The organism is Sorangium sp. So ce1335, from assembly GCF_051521615.1.
Taxonomy (GTDB): Bacteria; Myxococcota_A; Polyangia; order Polyangiales; family Polyangiaceae; genus Sorangium.
Genome location: NZ_CP150363.1, coordinates 5,012,679 through 5,028,469 on the forward strand (window position 1 = coordinate 5,012,679; position 15,791 = coordinate 5,028,469).

The following is a 15,791-nucleotide window of genomic DNA, read 5'->3' on the forward strand; positions in this document are numbered from 1 at the left end:
TCTCGGGCGAGTCCGGCGGGGCCCACGCGCCGCGCGACGAACCCCGTCGCCTCGGGCCGGGAAGCCCGGCAGCCGCCCCGCTAGCCGCCGCCCGAGAGCACCAGCGCCGCCACCACGAGGACGACGAGCGCGATCCCCCCCGCGACGACGAGCGCCACCTTGCCCCACGCGATCGGCGCCGCCCCCGTGACGCACCCCGCGTCCTGCCCGTGCACGACCGCCCGGTAGCTCCGCCCCTTGTACCGGTAGGCGAGCACGTACGACGGCAGGGCCACCCGGCGCGTCTCCAGCGCCCGCAGCAGCACCGCCACGTGCACGTTGCGGAACGTGGACCCCGGGATCACCCCCCGCTTCAGCGCCTCCTCCGCGGTGGCCGCGATCCGCTCGCTGAGGACCTTCCGCGCCGCGGAGCGCTGGGCGTCGAACTGCTCGAGCACCGCGCCCGGCGGGCCGAGCTGCTGTTCCGCCCGGTGCGCCGCCGGCGCCATCCGGTCGAGCCGGAAGTGCGGCGCGAGCTCCCGGGCCTCGTCGAGCGAGAGCCCGCGCGACGCGGACACGAGCAGCCCCCGGAACGGCAGCTCCGTCTGTCCGGCGTGCGGCGCCCACGGGCTCCGGTGGGCGCCCGCGTTGGAGTCCGCCGTCCAGCTCACGAGGGCGTCCACGTTGACGACCCACCCCGCCCACCAGAGCGGGTGCAGCCCCTCCACCGTGGCCGCGCGGCCGAGGTCCGACGGGCGGAAGAAGCCGAGCGTCGACATCCACTGCCGCAGCGCCTGGTCGGCCTGCTCCGGCGTCACCCCGAACGGCAGCAGCCAGTCGGCCTGATCCACCGGATCCACCGGCTGCTCCAGCCGCGTGACAGCGCTGCAGAAGCGGCACTTCGGCGCCTGCGCCTCGGCCGAGTACGACACCGCGGCCCCGCACTCCGTGCACCGCAGCACCTGGACGACCTGCGGGGCCGGCGCGCGCTCCATCGGCGCGGAGAGCCCGCACACGGCGCAGCGAAGATCGCCCGGCTCCAGCGGCCCCTGGCACCGGGCGCAGCACCGCGCCATCGCCCCGGAGGTCCCCATGCTGAGGCTCATCGCGCCCCTCCTGTCGGCGCGGGCCTGCTCCCGCCTGGGCTGCCGCCGGGGCGGGGGCGCTCGGCCGGCGCGGGCGCGGCGGCGGCGCCCTGGGGCCGCGCGGCGCCCCCGCGCTCGGCCTGACCGCGGTCGCGCGCCGCGGCCAGGACGAACGGCGCCGCGATCAGCAGGAGCACGAGCAGCACGGCGAGCGCGATCTTGACCCACGAGAGCGGCGCCTTGCCGTGGATCGCGCCCGTCTGCCCGTTGATGAGGACCCGGAACGGCGGCTTCTGCGGGTCGTGCCGGATCGCGAGCACCCACAGCGGCACGTAGAGTAGCTCGAGCGTCTCGCGGTCGAGGCGCGTCTCGTACGCGAGGCCGTGGTGGCTGTCGCCGGGCATGAACGCCGCGAGGTCGCGGCCGATCTTCTCCAGCGCCTCCCGCCGCGCGAGGGCGTAGCACTCGTCCTGGGTCATCGTCGGCTCCTCGGCGATCCAGCCGCTGAGCACCGCGGGCGTGTAGCGCCGCATCGTGCGGAGGTCGAACGGCTCGACCGCCTCGAGCTCGGCGTTCGGGACGGCGCGGGACGCCACGACGAGCACATCCATGACGTAGGTGGCGTGCTGGCCCTCGAGGTGCCGGTGCTCGGTCCTCGTGACGACGCGCGTGCGGGTGACGGTGTTCCCCTTCTCGTCGGTCGTCGTGTACGTCTCGGTTTCCTGGTAGTTCTCGCCGATCTGCGCGGCGTAGCGCGTCTGCGCCATCGCCGAGTAGAGGTAGGCGGGCGTGTAGACGCCGCGGATCGCGTCGATCGTCGCCGTCTTGACGCCCGACTGAACGAAGAAGCTCCGCTTGCCCAGCCACGCCTTGACAGCGCCCTGGGCGCTCTCCCGGCTCGTTGTGAAGCCGAGGACGAAGTGCGGCAGCGGCCGGTCGTGCGAGGGCGGCCGCTCCACGACGGACGGCGACGCGCAGTAGGGGCACACAGCGGTCCGCTGGTCCGCTTCGACGCGCAGCGACGCGCCGCAGGTCTCGCACTCGAGTTGCACCGGCGCCCGAGGGAACCGCACCGGGGGGCGCCGCGTCAACAGGGAACGGGCGGCGGCGCGGGGGGAGGGGGCTGCGCCGCGTCAGCGAGGGCCTGGCGGCGTCAGCGGCCACCGGGCCGCGGCGTCAGCAGGGGACCGGCGGCGGGCGGCTGCCGAGATCCGCGGGCGATGCGGCGCCGTCGCTTTCCTGCTGCGGCGACTGCCGGAGCAGCGGCGCGAGCGAGCGCTGCGCCCACTGCCGCACCGGGGCCTCCGCCCAGGGCTGCCACCGGGGGCTCGGCTGCCGCGCCGCCGCGGCGGCCGACGCGCGCGGCGCGCGCGCCCCGGCGCGGAGGCGCGGCGCGGGCTGCGGCGCGTCGAGGAAGCGCACGAGGTCCGGGGCGAGGTCGGCCACCGCCTCCCGGTGCGGGTAGTGCCCCGCCTTCGCGAAGCGCCGCACCGTCACGCCCTCCAGGTAGCGGTCGATGTCCGCCGCGTGGCGCACCGGGATCACGGGGTCGCGCTCGCCCCAGTAGACGGCGAGCGGCGGTATCTCCGGGAGCCGATGCGCGATGTCCATGAGGTGCTCGCGCTGGCCGCGCAGATCGATCGCGTGGCGGAGGGTGCGCGAAAGGGCCCGCGCCGTGCCCGGCCGCGCGTTCACGCGGGCGAGGTGCCTGCGCTCTTCTGCATTGAAGTTGCCGCCGAGCACCAGCATCCCCGCGTGGGTGCCGACGCCCATGAGCACCGGGGCCGTCAGCTCGAGCAGCCCTGTCACCGCGGCGAAGCGCAGCGGCAGCGCGACCTCGCTCCCGATGCCGCCCGCGGCGACGAGCCCGAGGCGGTGCACGCGCCCCGGCCGCTCTATCGCCACGCACATCGCAATGCTGCCGCCGAACGAGTGCCCGACCAGATCGAAATCGCTGAGACCGAGGGAGCGGATCCATTCCGCGACCACGCGCGCATACCACGCGACCGTGTACGGAGCGTCAGGGCGGGCCGAGTGTCCGTGGCCGGGCAGGTCGAGCGCGACGACCCGCCGCCCTCCGGCCGCGAGGGCGGGCGCGAGCCGGTTCCAGGTCCTGCAGCTGTCGGACAGGCCGTGTACAAGGACCACGGGGCGCCTGTCCGCGTTGCCATTCCGAGGAGGGATCCACTCCTCCCAGTGGACCTCGCCTGCGGAGATGTTGCGAACATGGCTGCGACACCTGATCGACATGTTCTACAACAAGAATTCGCACGAAGCGCCGCATCTGTCCAGATTGCACACCCGTCCTTTCTTCGTTGTGGGCGGCCTCAGGCCACCCCGCGAAGGCCGTTTCGCGTTCGATGTGGGTCGAGCGACGCCAGCGTGCGCCATGCTGGGACGCGAGCCCGATAACGGTGTCATGGTATTTGTGCGAGCGGCTCACTCCAGCAGGAAGTAGCGGGCGTCTCGCTTGATATCGAAGTGGAAGTGGTCTGCGTGCGCCTCGTTCGCGTTGGGCGTCAGCACGACGTTGAACAGCCCGCTCGTGTGAACGGCGCAGATGATCTCCCGCAGCTCGAGGGCCTGGGGCGTGGGCTCCTTCGGCTCCGATCCGGGTCCGCACGGCGGCGCGCCGATGGCGCCGTGCCAGTCGGCTTTCACGTCGAGCCGCGCGCCGTCGGCCTTCACGAAGGCGGCCACGTCGATGGCGAGCCCGAGCGCGTGCTGGCTGGGCCGCGCCGGCGCCGCCGTCGGCTTCTGCGGGGCGCGCGCGCCCGGCTTCGCCGCCCTGGCAGCGCCCTTCGGCGTCTTCTTGCCGGCCGGCGTCTTCGCGGGCGCCTTCTGCGCCTTCTTCGGCCTCGGCTTCGGCTTCGGCGCGGCCGTGCCGGCGGGCGCGGGCCGGTGCATGCTCACGTGCACCACCTCGGCGACCCCGCGCGTCGCGAGGAACGCGGCGAGGTCGTCGAGCGCGAGGACCAGCCGGCAATCCGCGATGTCGAAGACGGACGTCGACCGCGGCTTCGCCACGCCGTCGCCGCGGAACGTGACCCCGTGCAGCGGGCCGGTGATCCGGACCGGCCGGTCGACGAGCGGGGCGCCGCGCGCCGCCGCGGCGTGCGGGATCCGGCGGCGCTTCATCTCCCGGTCGCACGCGTCGCTCGAGAGCCCGCCGTACGTGGCCGCGCGCGACGCCTCGGACCACACGGGCTTCTCGAACGGCGCGGCGCCCGCGTCCCCGCCGCCGTCCAGGAGGCCGGCGGCGCCGCCCGCCGGCGCGCTCCCCGCATCCCCGCCGCCGTCAAGGAGGCCGGCCCCGCCGTCCTCGATCGCCGTCGCCGCGCCGGCGGACCCCGCCGCTGCCGGGCCCGCCGCCGGCGCCTGCGCTTCGGTCCGCTCCGCCTCCGCGCGCCGCAGCGACGCGACGCCGAGCGGGGTGAGGAGCGCCGCGCCGCCGACAAGGGCCGCTCCGAGGGCCAGCGCACGGCGGGAAGGGAGCGCGCTCATCCCTGGCGAGCTTACCCCGCGCCCGACCCTGGGAGCACGCCTTGCCGCTGAGCGCGGAATTTGGTCGACTCCCGCGATGTCTCGCCCCCGCGCCGCGCTCTCTGGACGCGTCATTTCCGGTGGAATCGCGCTGATCTCGCTGATCGCGGCCTGCCAGACCCCGGCGCCCGGCTCGCCGGCCGATCCGGCCGCCGCTCGATCCGCGCCCGCGCCGGCGCCCGTCCCGCCTGCACCGTCCGTCCCGCCCTCGCTCGTCACCGAGGCCGAGCGGACCGGCTTCCGGCGCACGGGCCGCTACGCCGAGGTCGAGCGCCTCTGCCCCGCCTTCGAGCAGGCCTATCCGGGCCGCGCCCGCTGCTTTCGCTTCGGCACGACGCCCGAGGGCAGGCCCATGCTCGCGATCGCCGCCTCCGCCGACGGCGCGCTCGACCCCGCCGCGGCGCGGGCGAAGCGGCGCCCGGTGATCCTGTTCCAGGGCGGCATCCACGCCGGCGAGATCGACGGCAAGGACGGCGGCTTCCTTGCGCTCCGCGAGCTGCTCGACGGCGCGATGGCGCCCGGCGCCCTCGCCGCGGTCACGGCGGTGTTCGTGCCGGTCTTCAACGTCGACGGCCACGAGCGCTTCGGCCCGAACCAGCGCCCCAACCAGCGCGGCCCCGAGGCGATGGGCTTCCGCACCACCGCGCAGAACCTCAACCTGAACCGCGACTACATGAAGGCCGAGGCGCCCGAGATGCAAGCGATGCTGGCGCTCCTCGACGCCTGGGACCCGGTGGTCCTCGTCGATCTGCACACGACCGACGGCGCGAAGTTCCAGCACGACGTCGCGGTCATCGTCGAGCCGTCGGCGCCGCACCCCGGCGGCCTCGACGCCGCCGCGCGCGAGCTCTCCCAGGCGCTCCAGGCGCGCCTCTCGGCGCTCGGCCACCTGCCGCTCCCGTTCTACCCGTCGTTCCGCGCCGAGGACGACCCCTCCTCGGGGATCACCGCCAGGCCGGCGGCGCCGCGCTTCTCGCAGTCCTACGGCGCCGCCCGCAACCGCATCGGCGTGCTCGTCGAGACGCACAGCTGGGCCACGCACCCCCGGCGCGTCCGCGCGGTCCACGACCTGCTCGCGGCGCTCTTCGAGCGCGCCGCCGCCGGCGCGGGCGCCCTGCGCGCGGCGGCCGATCGCGCGGACGCGGCCGCCGCGCGCCTCGCCGGCGCGCCGTTCGTCCTCCGCTACCGCGCGGCGCCGGTCCCGCGCGTCTTCCCGTTCCGCGGGTACGCCTACGAGCGGAGCGCCTCGGAGATCTCGGGCGGCACGTGGATCCGCTACGACGAGTCGCGCCCGGAGATCTGGCGCGTCCCGCTGTTCGACCGGATCGAGCCGGACCTGACCGTCACCGCGCCCGCCGCGGGCTACGTCGTCCCCGCGGCGCACGCGGCCTGGGTGGCCGACAAGCTGCGCCTGCACGGCGTGCGCCACGAGCGCCTGCCCGAGGCGCGCCCCGGCTTCTCCGTCGAGGCGTTCCGGGCCGACGCCGTGACGTTCGAGCCGTCCTTCGAGGGCCGGACCCCCGCGAAGCTCCAGGGCGCCTTCCGGTCCGAGCGGCTCGATCTGCCGCGCGGCTCGCTCTTCATCCCCATCGCGCAGCCGCGTGCGCCGCTCGTGCTTCACCTGCTCGAGCCGCTCGCGCCGGACTCCCTCGCTGCCTGGGGCTTCTTCAACGCCGCCTTCGAGCGCAAGGAGTACATGGAGCCCTATGTCGCCGAGGAGGAGGCCCGCAGGATGCTGGCCGCGGATCCTGCGCTGCGCGCCGCGTTCGAGGCGCGGCTGCGCGACCCTGCGTTCGCGAAGGATCCGGCGGCGCGGCTCGACTTCTTCTATCGGCGCCACCCGTCCTGGGACGAGCGCGTGAACCTGGTCCCTGTCTACCGGGTCGCCGCGTCGCCGCTCCCGTGAACGCGCGCTCCCTTCGCCGCGCGCCGAGGACGAGCCCCCCCGCCTGACCACATCCACCGTACGAAGCCGAAGCGTTAGCGCGGCTCGTGCCGGCCATTTATAAAGGACCGTCGTGGACCACCTGAACCGCACGGGCGACACGAGCGCCGATCCCGAGGAGCGCCTCGCGCTCGCGCGGGAGCACCTGCGCGCGGCCGAGCAGGCCGAGGAGGCGGCGGCGTTCGGCGAGGCGCGGAGGCACCTCGAGCTCGGGCTCACGATGCTGCCGGAGCGCCCGTGGGAGGCCGCTTACGAGCTCACGCTCGCCTTCACGCTGAAGACGGCGACCATCGAGTCGCTCTGCGGCGAGCCCGAGGCCGCGGGCGAGCGGCTCTCCCGCGGCCTTGTGCACGCCCGCTCCCGCGCGGACCGGGCGGCGCTCCGGCGCCGGAAGGTGAGCGCGGAGCTCCTGCGGAACGACCCGCTCGCCGCGCTCGACGAGGGGCTGCTCGCCCTGGAGCCCTTCGGCATCCGGCTCCCGCGCTTCCCCGAGCGCGAGGCGCTGGATCGCGAGATCGCCGCGACGGCGGAGCTCCTCGGCGACAGGCCTATCGCGTCGCTCGTCGACCTCCCGCCGCTCGACGACCCGGAGATCGCGGCGCTGCAATGCCTTCTCGAGGAGCTCCTGATGCCGAGCTATGCCCTCGTCACGAACAACTGCGGCATCTTCGCGATGAAGCTCGTGCAGAACACGCTGAAGCACGGGATCTCGACGAGCTCGATATCGGCGTTCCTGTACGCGGGGATGCTCTTCTGCGCCGCGAGCGACATCGAGCGCGGCTATCGCTTCGGCCTGGCGGCGGTGGAGCTCGGCGAGCGGCTCTCGGACCGCAGGGCCGCGCCGCTGCTCTATAGTCGCTGGGGCGCGCTCATCCAGCACTGGAAGGAGGGCTATGCCGCGTGCAAGGAGAGCCTGCTGCGCGGCGTGCGCGGGGGGATGGACACGGGGCAGCACCTGCCGGCCACCCTCAACGCGATGAACGCCTGCACGAACAGCCTGCTCCGCGGCCTGCCCCTCGGCGAGATCCTGGCCGAGGCGCGCTCGTTCATGCCCCTGTGCGAGCTCGACCGGTTCGACACCGTCGCCTGGCAGATCCGCGCCGTCGGCCAGATTGGCCACAACCTGACGACCCCGACCGAAGACCCGTCGCGCCTCCGGGGGGACTGGCTCGATCTGGACTCCGTGATCGCGGGGGCGCTGCGCACCGAGTCCCGCGCGACGCTCTTCTTCGCCGAGCTCTATGCGATCGTCCTTGGCGCCTTCGCGGGCGGGTACGACCGCGCGGCGGAGCTGGCGCTGCGCGCCGTCCCGGGCTCGCTCGGGATCGCGAGCTGGCAGGGCACGCCCGCCTATCATTTCTATGCGGGCGTCTGCCTGACGCAGGCGTCGAGCGCCGCCTCCGCCGCGGCGGCGAGGCGCTATGTGGAGAGGGCGCGAGAGCTGCTGGATCCGCTCGTCGCGTGGTCCGAGGTGTTCCCGGGCAACCTCCGGCACCGGCGCCTCCTCCTGTCGGCGGAGGTCCTGCGGACCGCGGGCGACGCGGGCGCGGCGGACCTCTACGACGACGGCATCGCGGCGGCGAGCGAGGGGCGGTTCCTCCACGACGAGGCGCTCGGCAACGAGCTCTGCGCGCGGTATCACCTCGGCCGCGGGAAGATCACGATCGCGCGCGCCTACATGACCGAGGCGCACCGGTGCTATGCGCGCTGGGGGGCCACGGAGGCGGCGCGGCGCCTCGCGCGCGCCCATCCGGAGCTCCTCGAGCAGGGCTCGCCGGCCGAGCTGGAGGCGGCGCGCGCCGAGATCACCGCGCTGCGCGCCGCGCTGAAGGCCGCGTTGCAGCGGCAGGAGCAGCACGAGCCCGATCTCCCGGAGAGATCACGCTGATCTCGCCGACCTGAGCCCGCGTGAGGGAGGCCGTCGTGAGGGCGGCTGTTCGCGGCGACCGTGTCGACAGCCCACGCGCCGTCTCTTCCGGTTTCGTCGCGCTCCGGGATCGTTCGAATGTCCGTGAGTCCCGCGGGCGCCGCGTCGGCCGTCGTATCCCGATCTGCGCGCGACGCCACGATGAGGTGAGAGCGCCGCGCGCAGGTTGCGCGGAGCGCGCAGCTATCGCATCCTCGACAGGACATGTCGGCTGACCTGCGACCGTGGCGACACGCGCGCGGGCGGCGACGCAAGGCGACGCGATGGTCGTCAGTCTGGGAAAGGGGGCGAGCATGTTGCTGCGATGGGCGTTCGTCTTTTCTTCGGTTTTCTTCTTCGCGTTTCCGGCGCTGGCGCAGAACGCGCGGATCGAGTCGTTCACGTATGCCGGCAGCGGATGTCCTGTCGGCACCGCCGCGGGGGTGATCTCCCCCGATCAGAAGGCGATCACCGTCATCTTCGACCAGTTCGAGGCGCAGGCCGGCCCGGGCACCGCCCGCACCGCGAACCGCTCGTTTTGCCAGCTCGCCGTGGATCTGCGGTTCGATCCAGGGTGGCAGGTGGCCCTCTTCGACGCCACGTACCGTGGCTTCGCCGACCTGGAGCCGAGCGTCCAGGCGCTCCACGAGACATCGTATTATTTCTCGGGGTCGCCGCTCACCTCCGGGCCGGTCACGTGGAACATGATCGGGCCTTTCACGAACAACTTCTCGCGCACGGACAACTTCGCGACAACGGTCTGGTCGGAGTGCGGCACGGTGCGGCCGCTCAACATCAAGACGAGCCTGTTCGTGACGAACCGCACGGCGCCGCTGCATTCCGGGGTCTTGACGAACGACACGACGGACGTCCAGGTCCGGATCGAGTACGGCCTCGCGTACCGCCGCTGTCCTTGAGGCACGCTGGGCGCCTCGCGAGCCCGTCCGCGCGGCGCCGGAGATGGGGTCCTGAGCGGCGGGACGGGCCTCACGAGGAGGGTTGAGGAAGGCGGGGACCGAGATCACCGCGCGTCGCGCGCCGGAGCGACGCGCGGTGATCTCGTTGTCGGAGCGTCCAGGCGCTGGTGCTCCCGACGGCCGTCCTGGTACGCTGGCGGGATGTCATCCACCCTGCTTGTCATTCTGCTCAGCGTCGTCGTGCCGCTCGGCATCACGGCGGCCGTCCTCTGGGGGGTCTGGAAGAAGGTCCTCGGCCCGCTCAGGGCGCAGCAGCAGGAGCAGCAGCAGCTCCTTCGTATCGGCGTCCCGTGCGCGGCTCGCGTGCTGCAGTACCAGGAGACGGGCATGAAGGTGTCCATGGGCGCGCAGGACTCCTACAGCCTCAAGTTGCTCCTCGAGGTGATGCCGCCGGGCATGCCGCCGTATCAGGTGGAGACGGTCGCGCTCGTGTCGGTGCTCGCGGCCCCTCGTATCCAGCCGGGGTGCATCGTCACGGTGCGCTACGATCCGGCGAATCCGCGGCGCGTCGCCATGGAGTCGGCCTATCCGCCCGGGCAAGGTCCGGCCGGCGCGGGGTCGCTCGGAGGCTACCCGCCCCCGGGCGCTCCTGGTGGATACGGCGCGCCTGCCGGGGCCCAGGCCGGCGCCTACGGCGCGTTCCCGGGGGCCTCGCCCGGCGCCCCCGCTGGCGCCTACGGCGTGCCCCCCGGCGCCTACGGCGCGCCCGCTGGAGCCCCGCCCGGCGCGGCCTACGGCGCGCCCGCTGGAGCCCCGCCCGGCGCGGCCTACGGCGCCGCCGGCGCCTATGCGCCCGCCGGTGCCCCCGGTGCGTACGGCATGCCCGCTGGGGCCCCGCCGGGCGCCCCCGGTGCGTACGGCGCGCCCGCCGGTGCTTACGGCATGCCCGCTGGGGCCCCGCCCGGCGCCCCTGGTGCGTACGGTGCGCCCGCCGGTGCCTACGGCATGCCCGGCGCCCCCGGTGCGTACGGTGCGCCCGCCGGTGCCTACGGCATGCCCGCTGGGGCCCCGCCCGGCGCCCCCGGTGCGCCCCCGCCTGGCGCGGCCTACGGCGCCCCTGCCGGCGCCTATGCACCCGCCGGCGCCCACGGCGCGCCGCCCGGCGCTCCCGGCGCCCACGGCGCGCCCGCTGGATCCCCGCCCGGCGCCCATGGCGCTGGCCCGAGCGGCGGCCCCGGAGGAGGGTTGGCCGGTGGTCCTTTCGGCCCAGGCGGCAACGGCCCTCCGGGCGCCTGAGCGGCGTCCGGCGCCGGGCTCCAGGCCCTCGGCGCGCGGCGGTGCCGCGCTGCCGCGCTCACGCCACCACGCAGCCCGCCGATGTCCCCTGCATCGGCACGATCGCCTTGAGCTCCCCGCTTTCTCCGAAGATCAGGAGCCGCGCGACGATGGCCTCGTTGCCCTTGCCGCAGAGGGGCAGGAGCGCGATCCGGACCGCCGGTCCGTTGCCTCCCTCGAATTTCAGGGCCAGGAGCTGCTTGCCGTCGCACTCCTCGAGAAGCTCCACGTCCGCCTGCAGGTGGATCGGCGCCACCTTCGTGCACGCCTTGGCCTCGCCAAAGCTGTCGACCGTGCAGCGGTTGGGATCCAGGGAGATCTCGACGCGGGACGTCTCCTCTGCGTCGATCGACGCGATCTGGATCTGGTGCGTCCCGATCCCCCTCTGGAGCGGAATGGGCTCCACGAGATAGCCTGTTTCCAGCCGCAGATTCTTGATTTTCATCGCTCCCCCCGCCGCTCGGCCCGTGCGCGCCGCGACCACGGCCCGTGACGCCGCCGCCGCCGCGCGCCTCCCCTCGGGGGAAGCACCGGCTGTGCCGGCGCTCTCCGCGCCCGGGGCTCCCGCGCCCGCCGCGCGCCCGGCGCCGCATCGCGCATCGCAGCGCGCCCGGGGGCCGCGCGGACGCGCGCTCGTCGAGCCCTCAGACCAGCCCGAACTTGTACGTATCCAGGAGCCTGGCGAGGAGCGCCGCGTGCGCCGGATCCGCGAGGGGGCCGAGCGGCGTGACCTCCAGCGCCGCGCTGGCGCGCTCGAAGAGGGCGGCGCAGACGCGGCTCGGGTCGTGGCGCGCGGCGTAGACGATGCCGTCGGGTCTCCTCGGGTGGTCGTGGATCGCGAGCGCCCACCGGTGGGCGGCCGCGTACGATTCCCCCGAGGTCAGGCGGGCGTCGGCCCCGAGCCGCGCCAGCCCCTCGCCCGCGAGGTTCACGAGCCGGAGCGGCCGCCTCGGCGCGATGCGCGCGAGCCCGCGCGCGGCGAGCTCGCTCTGCTCCACGAGCCGCACGCCGGTCGCGTGGCCGAACACCTCGATGAAGGCGCAGCGCGCGTCTTTCCCCGCGTACAGCACCCCGAACTCGCCGGCCGGCGCGTCGAAGCGGTTGTCGCCCGAGCGGCCGAAGAAGAGCGGCGCCTGCGCGAGCCGATGAACCCGGAACCAGGAGCGCCGGAAGATCGTGACCGGGAGCGGCCTTGCTGCCAGATCGAGCGGCGGATCCGGGTGCGGCCCGAGCGTCGTCTTCACGTCGATCCTGCCCCGCGCAGGCGCTCGACGGGAGGACAGGCACGCTCCACGTCCGGCCTGCGCGCCGACCCTTTGCCGCCGTCCCGCCCTGCGCGCAGCGCGTCCGCCGGGACCCCTGGCGAGCGCGGCGACATCGTCATCGCGCGGCGCTCTCAGGCGGCGCCGTGCTCGCCGAACGTGCGGGCGGCGCGCCGCACGGGGTCGAGATCGCCACGGCGAACGCGGTCGAGCGGCCGGTCGCCGCCCAGACGGAGGTTGCCGGAGAGAAAGAACCGGATCTTCGCCAGCGGAGGGTGCTCCGCCAGGAGGGCGAGGATCTCCTCGATCCCCGGCAGCACGCCCTCGTCCGCGAACTGCCATGCAGGGTAGAGGTGGCCGCGGCGGCCGACGGCCACGGCCAGCAGCTTGCCGGCGGCGCGCCGCGTCTCGACGGCGTCGGGCGGGAGGTGGAGCACCTCGCCGACGTCCTCCGCGGTGAGCGTCCCCCCCTCGGCGGCGAGGAGCGCGTCCCTCGCCTGGAGGCCGCGGAGGCGGGCCGGCGTGAGCGGATCCGCGGCCGAGAACAGGCCGACGGCGCTCGGCTGCGTCAGGGCCGTGACCAGGGCGTCCGCGTTGCTGGGCGAGGCGACGACCTCGCCCAGCTCGCTCTGATCGAGCCGTTCGGCGACCTGGGTGAGCGCGTCGATGCCGCGCGCCAGGAACGCGACCCGCAGCGGCTCCCCGTCGAACTGGTGGAGTCGCTCGGCGATTTCCGCCAGTGCGCTGGAGTTCCGGTCCTTTGCCATGGCCGCACCGGGGACGATGCAGCGCGCGCGCAGACCCGTCAACCAAGCGCTCGCCACGCTGTCGAAACATTCCGGCCACGCTGAACGGAACGTCAGTGAGAGCATTCGCTGGTTCGTTCGTGTCGTTCTTCTTCGGTGTGGTCACCGGCTCCTGGGTTTGCCGGAGGGTCTCGGAGGCGGTCAGAGCCCGACCTTCTTCATCATCGCGCTCCTGATGGACTGGCGCACGCGGGGGAGCTCCGCCCAGGGGTCGGGGATCGTCGCGAGGCGCTGCGGCACGGTCTCGATGGTGAACGCGGCGGGATCGAGCGGCGCGTCGAGCTCGTCCCACGAGAGCGGGGTCGCGACGGCGGCGCCGGGCCGGGCGCGCGTCGAGTAGGGCGCGACGGCGGTCGCGCCGCGCCCGTTCCGCAGGTAGTCGACGAAGACCTTGCCGGTGCGCTTGGCCTTGGACAGCGTCGCGATGTACCGCGCCGGATCGAAGCGCACGAGCGCGTCGGCCACGGCCTTCGTGAACGGCTTCACCTCGTCCCAGCCTCTGCGCGCCTCGATCGGGACGACGACGTGCAGGCCCTTGCCGCCGGTCGTCTTGACGAAGCTCCGCAGCCCGAGCGTCTCCAGGAGGTGCCGCACCGTCCTCGCGGCGTCCGCCACGCGCTCCCACGGCAGCTCTGGCGCCGGATCGAGGTCGAAGACCATCATGTCCGGCTGCTCGATCCGGTCGACGTGGCTCCCCCAGATGTGCATCTCGAGCGCGCCCATCTGGACGAGGGACACGAGCCCTTCCGTCGTCTCGACGTAGAGGTAGGTACGTCTCCCGTCGTCCTCCTCGACCGTCGTGCGACGGATGGCCTCCGAGAGCCCCTCGGCCTCGTGCCGTTGAAAGAAGCACGGTTTGCCCTGGCCCTCGGGGCAGCGGACCAGCGTGAGCAGCCGGTTTGCTACATGAGGCAACATGTGATCGGCGACCTGGGCGTAATAGCGGGCGAGGGCGATCTTCGTGATCCCCTGCGCCGGATAGAGCACCTTGTCGGGGTTCGTCAGCCGCGCCCCGGCGATCTCGATCTTCTCCGCGCCGCGGCTCCGGCCCCCGCGTGGGGTCTTTCCCCGCGCCGCGCCTGCGGACTTGCTCGACGCGCCTGTCGACTTGCCCGGCGCGCCTGTCGACTTGCTCGACGCGCCTGTCGACTTGCCCGGCGCCGTGGCCGCTGAATTGCCGGAGGCGCCTGCCGTCTTCTTCGGCGCGAGCTGCGGCGGGGGCTGCTCGCGCTCGACGGTGACCGACTCCGGGGTACGATCCTCGCGGAGCCCTTCGAACGAGGGGTGTCGCAGCCGTCCGTCGCGGGTCCACGCCGCGAAGTGGACCTCCGCGATGAGCCTTGGCTCGACCCAGTGCACGCCCCGCATGCGCGGCGCCCCCTGAAAAGCCGGCTTCGCGCGCTCGATCGCCTCGAGCTGGCCCCGCAGGGTGGTCAGCGTCTTGCTCGTGAAGCCCGTGCCGACCTTGCCCGCATAGACGAGCTTGCCCGACGTGTTCACGCCCACGAGGATCGCCCCGAGCCCCTTGCGGGCCCCGGTCGGCTCGGTGAAGCCGACGATGACGAACTCCTGGCGCCGGCCGCACTTCACCTTGAGCCAGCTCGTCCCGCGCCCGCTCCGGTAGGGGGCCTCCGGTCGCTTCGCGATGACGCCCTCGATCCCCAGCTTGCAGGCGTGCTGGTAGACGGCGGCGCCGTCCTCCTCGAGGTGCTCCGTGTAGCGCAGGGTCCCGTCCTCCGGGGCGTCCGCGAGCAGCGCCTGGAGCGCCCGCTTGCGGGTGACCTGCGCGCACCCGCGGAGATCGCGGCCGTCCAGGTAGAGCAGGTCGAAGGCGAAGTACATCAGGCGCCCCTCGCGCCCGTCGCTGTCCTCGCTCAGCGCGTTCTGCAGCGCCTGGAAATCGGTCACGCCATCCCGTCCGACGACGACGATCTCGCCGTCCAGCACGGCCTCGCGCGCTGGCAACCGGGCGAGGTCGTCTCGCACGGCAGGGAACCGCTCGGTCCAGTCCTGGCCGCGGCGGGTCAGGAGCGTCACGCGGCCGCCGCGGAGCTTGGCGATCATGCGGTAGCCGTCGAACTTCACCTCGTACAGCCACCCCTCGCCCTGGGGCGGCCCGGTGACGAGCGTCGCGAGCTGCGGTTCGACCTCGTCCAGGAACGAGGCTCTCTGGGCCCCCTCGAGCGCATCCGCGTAGGTCAGCGTCCGTCGCGGCATCGCGGCGCCGTCTGCCTGTTCCTTCGCGGCGGACGAGCGCGGGCTGTCCGCCTCCGCCGCGCTCGTGCCGCGCCTGCGGCGAGCGGTCAGGACTGCGGGCCGCTGCTCCCGGGTGCGTCGCGCCGCGCTTCGCGCTTGTACTTGTCCGGCCATCGTCGCGCTTACCACCTTTTTTTGATGGAAGAGCAAGTTCGATACCGGAATGGGTTCTTCGCCTGGCCGGCGTTCTACGCTTTCTCCTTGGTTGCGAATCCTGTTGAGTCCGGCAGGGGCGCCCCAGATGGGGCGAGCTGCCACGCTGGCGGCCTCTCCACAGGGACCTTCCGGCCTGGAGTGCACAGGCTCTCGCATGTGCCCTGCTTCCCAGGCTTGTCACGGATGTGGAATGAACCTCTGCGCAGCACTGCGCGGGCGGTTCAGCGCGAACCAAGGACGGGTTCGCGAGAACCGTCGAGGGCGTTCAGGCGCTGGACCGAGCTACTTCAGCGCCTCGGAGGCGCTCGCCGCGGTGACGGACTGGTCGAGCCATCGCTCCAGCGTCGCCAGCTCGGCGCAGGCCTCGATGTGGGCGTCGTCCTCCGGGCGCAACGCGATCTGTCGGCGCGACAAGCCAGAGCGGCTCGTGCCCCAGCCAGGAGGGCGTCGGCTGCTCCTCCTCGACCCGCTGCAACTGCCTCGCTTGCCGCCGCAAGAGAGCCCTCTCGATCGCGCCCCGGTCCACGTGGTCGCCGGCGAGCTTCAGCTCGACCATCACCTCCTCGGCGCTCCGCGCGCACGGCCACGGCGCGGTCAGGTG

13 protein-coding genes are annotated in these 15,791 nt (G+C 73.7%); 4 read left to right on the top strand and 9 right to left on the bottom strand.

Annotation, left to right across the window (positions count from 1 at the left end; genetic code table 11):
• Window positions 1–80 precede the first annotated feature (80 nt).
• The 4 genes from WMF24_RS18385 to WMF24_RS18400 form a co-directional block, all read right to left on the bottom strand.
• Entirely contained in the window at window positions 81–1,085 is a 1,005-nt protein-coding gene (locus tag WMF24_RS18385; protein WP_437737728.1) for a zinc ribbon domain-containing protein, read from the bottom strand.
• The gene (locus WMF24_RS18390) at window positions 1,082–2,155 is read right to left on the bottom strand and encodes a hypothetical protein (protein WP_437737729.1); all 1,074 of its coding nucleotides are present in this window, start codon (window positions 2,153–2,155) and stop codon (window positions 1,082–1,084) included. Before WMF24_RS18390 ends, WMF24_RS18385 begins: the two co-directional genes overlap by 4 nt.
• Window positions 2,156–2,240: 85 nt before the next feature.
• Window positions 2,241–3,212, bottom strand: coding sequence for an alpha/beta fold hydrolase (locus tag WMF24_RS18395; RefSeq protein ID WP_437737730.1), 972 nt, complete (start codon window positions 3,210–3,212; stop codon window positions 2,241–2,243).
• A 291-nt stretch (window positions 3,213–3,503) separates the two neighbouring features.
• Window positions 3,504–4,568: an extensin family protein gene (locus WMF24_RS18400; RefSeq protein ID WP_437737731.1), complete on the bottom strand. Its 1,065-nt coding sequence runs from the start codon at window positions 4,566–4,568 to the stop codon at window positions 3,504–3,506.
• 76 nt (window positions 4,569–4,644) lie between these two features.
• On the opposite strand from WMF24_RS18400, the gene WMF24_RS18405 reads away from it, so the two are divergent.
• From WMF24_RS18405 to WMF24_RS18420, 4 genes are all read left to right on the top strand, one after another.
• Window positions 4,645–6,513, top strand: coding sequence for a M14 family zinc carboxypeptidase (locus tag WMF24_RS18405; RefSeq protein WP_437737732.1), 1,869 nt, complete (start codon window positions 4,645–4,647; stop codon window positions 6,511–6,513).
• A gap of 112 nt (window positions 6,514–6,625) precedes the next feature.
• Window positions 6,626–8,440: a hypothetical protein gene (locus WMF24_RS18410; RefSeq protein ID WP_437737733.1), complete on the top strand. Its 1,815-nt coding sequence runs from the start codon at window positions 6,626–6,628 to the stop codon at window positions 8,438–8,440.
• Window positions 8,441–8,772: 332 nt separating this feature from the next.
• Window positions 8,773–9,375, top strand: a complete 603-nt coding sequence (locus WMF24_RS18415; RefSeq protein ID WP_437737734.1) for a DUF4360 domain-containing protein — start codon at window positions 8,773–8,775, stop codon at window positions 9,373–9,375.
• A 201-nt stretch (window positions 9,376–9,576) separates the two neighbouring features.
• The gene (locus WMF24_RS18420) at window positions 9,577–10,671 is read left to right on the top strand and encodes a hypothetical protein (protein WP_437737735.1); all 1,095 of its coding nucleotides are present in this window, start codon (window positions 9,577–9,579) and stop codon (window positions 10,669–10,671) included.
• 58 nt (window positions 10,672–10,729) lie between these two features.
• Here WMF24_RS18420 and WMF24_RS18425 read toward each other — a convergent pair whose 3' ends face one another.
• The 5 genes from WMF24_RS18425 to WMF24_RS18445 all read right to left on the bottom strand — a co-directional run bounded on the left by WMF24_RS18425 (window position 10,730) and on the right by WMF24_RS18445 (window position 15,604).
• Window positions 10,730–11,155 (bottom strand): hypothetical protein, encoded by a 426-nt coding sequence (locus WMF24_RS18425; RefSeq protein ID WP_437737736.1) that lies wholly within the window; start codon window positions 11,153–11,155, stop codon window positions 10,730–10,732.
• Between the two features lie 199 nt (window positions 11,156–11,354).
• Window positions 11,355–11,954, bottom strand: a complete 600-nt coding sequence (locus tag WMF24_RS18430; protein ID WP_437737737.1) for an RES family NAD+ phosphorylase — start codon at window positions 11,952–11,954, stop codon at window positions 11,355–11,357.
• Between the two features lie 152 nt (window positions 11,955–12,106).
• Window positions 12,107–12,739: a hypothetical protein gene (locus WMF24_RS18435; RefSeq protein ID WP_437737738.1), complete on the bottom strand. Its 633-nt coding sequence runs from the start codon at window positions 12,737–12,739 to the stop codon at window positions 12,107–12,109.
• A gap of 180 nt (window positions 12,740–12,919) precedes the next feature.
• Window positions 12,920–15,184, bottom strand: a complete 2,265-nt coding sequence (gene ligD, locus WMF24_RS18440) for a DNA ligase D (protein WP_437737739.1) — start codon at window positions 15,182–15,184, stop codon at window positions 12,920–12,922.
• A 288-nt stretch (window positions 15,185–15,472) separates the two neighbouring features.
• Entirely contained in the window at window positions 15,473–15,604 is a 132-nt protein-coding gene (locus WMF24_RS18445) for a hypothetical protein (RefSeq protein ID WP_437737740.1), read from the bottom strand.
• Between the last annotated feature and the right edge of the window lie 187 nt (window positions 15,605–15,791).

Excerpts from the sequence above, each read along its gene's own strand:
- WMF24_RS18415 (WP_437737734.1), top strand. The coding sequence starts at position 8,773 with ATGTTGCTGCGATGGGCGTTCGTCTTTTCTTCGGTTTTCTTCTTCGCG.
- WMF24_RS18385 (WP_437737728.1), bottom strand. The coding sequence starts at position 1,085 with ATGAGCCTCAGCATGGGGACCTCCGGGGCGATGGCGCGGTGCTGCGCC.
- WMF24_RS18425 (WP_437737736.1), bottom strand. The coding sequence starts at position 11,155 with ATGAAAATCAAGAATCTGCGGCTGGAAACAGGCTATCTCGTGGAGCCC.
- WMF24_RS18400 (WP_437737731.1), bottom strand. The coding sequence starts at position 4,568 with ATGAGCGCGCTCCCTTCCCGCCGTGCGCTGGCCCTCGGAGCGGCCCTT.
- WMF24_RS18435 (WP_437737738.1), bottom strand. The coding sequence starts at position 12,739 with ATGGCAAAGGACCGGAACTCCAGCGCACTGGCGGAAATCGCCGAGCGA.
- WMF24_RS18405 (WP_437737732.1), top strand. The coding sequence starts at position 4,645 with ATGTCTCGCCCCCGCGCCGCGCTCTCTGGACGCGTCATTTCCGGTGGA.
- WMF24_RS18420 (WP_437737735.1), top strand. The coding sequence starts at position 9,577 with ATGTCATCCACCCTGCTTGTCATTCTGCTCAGCGTCGTCGTGCCGCTC.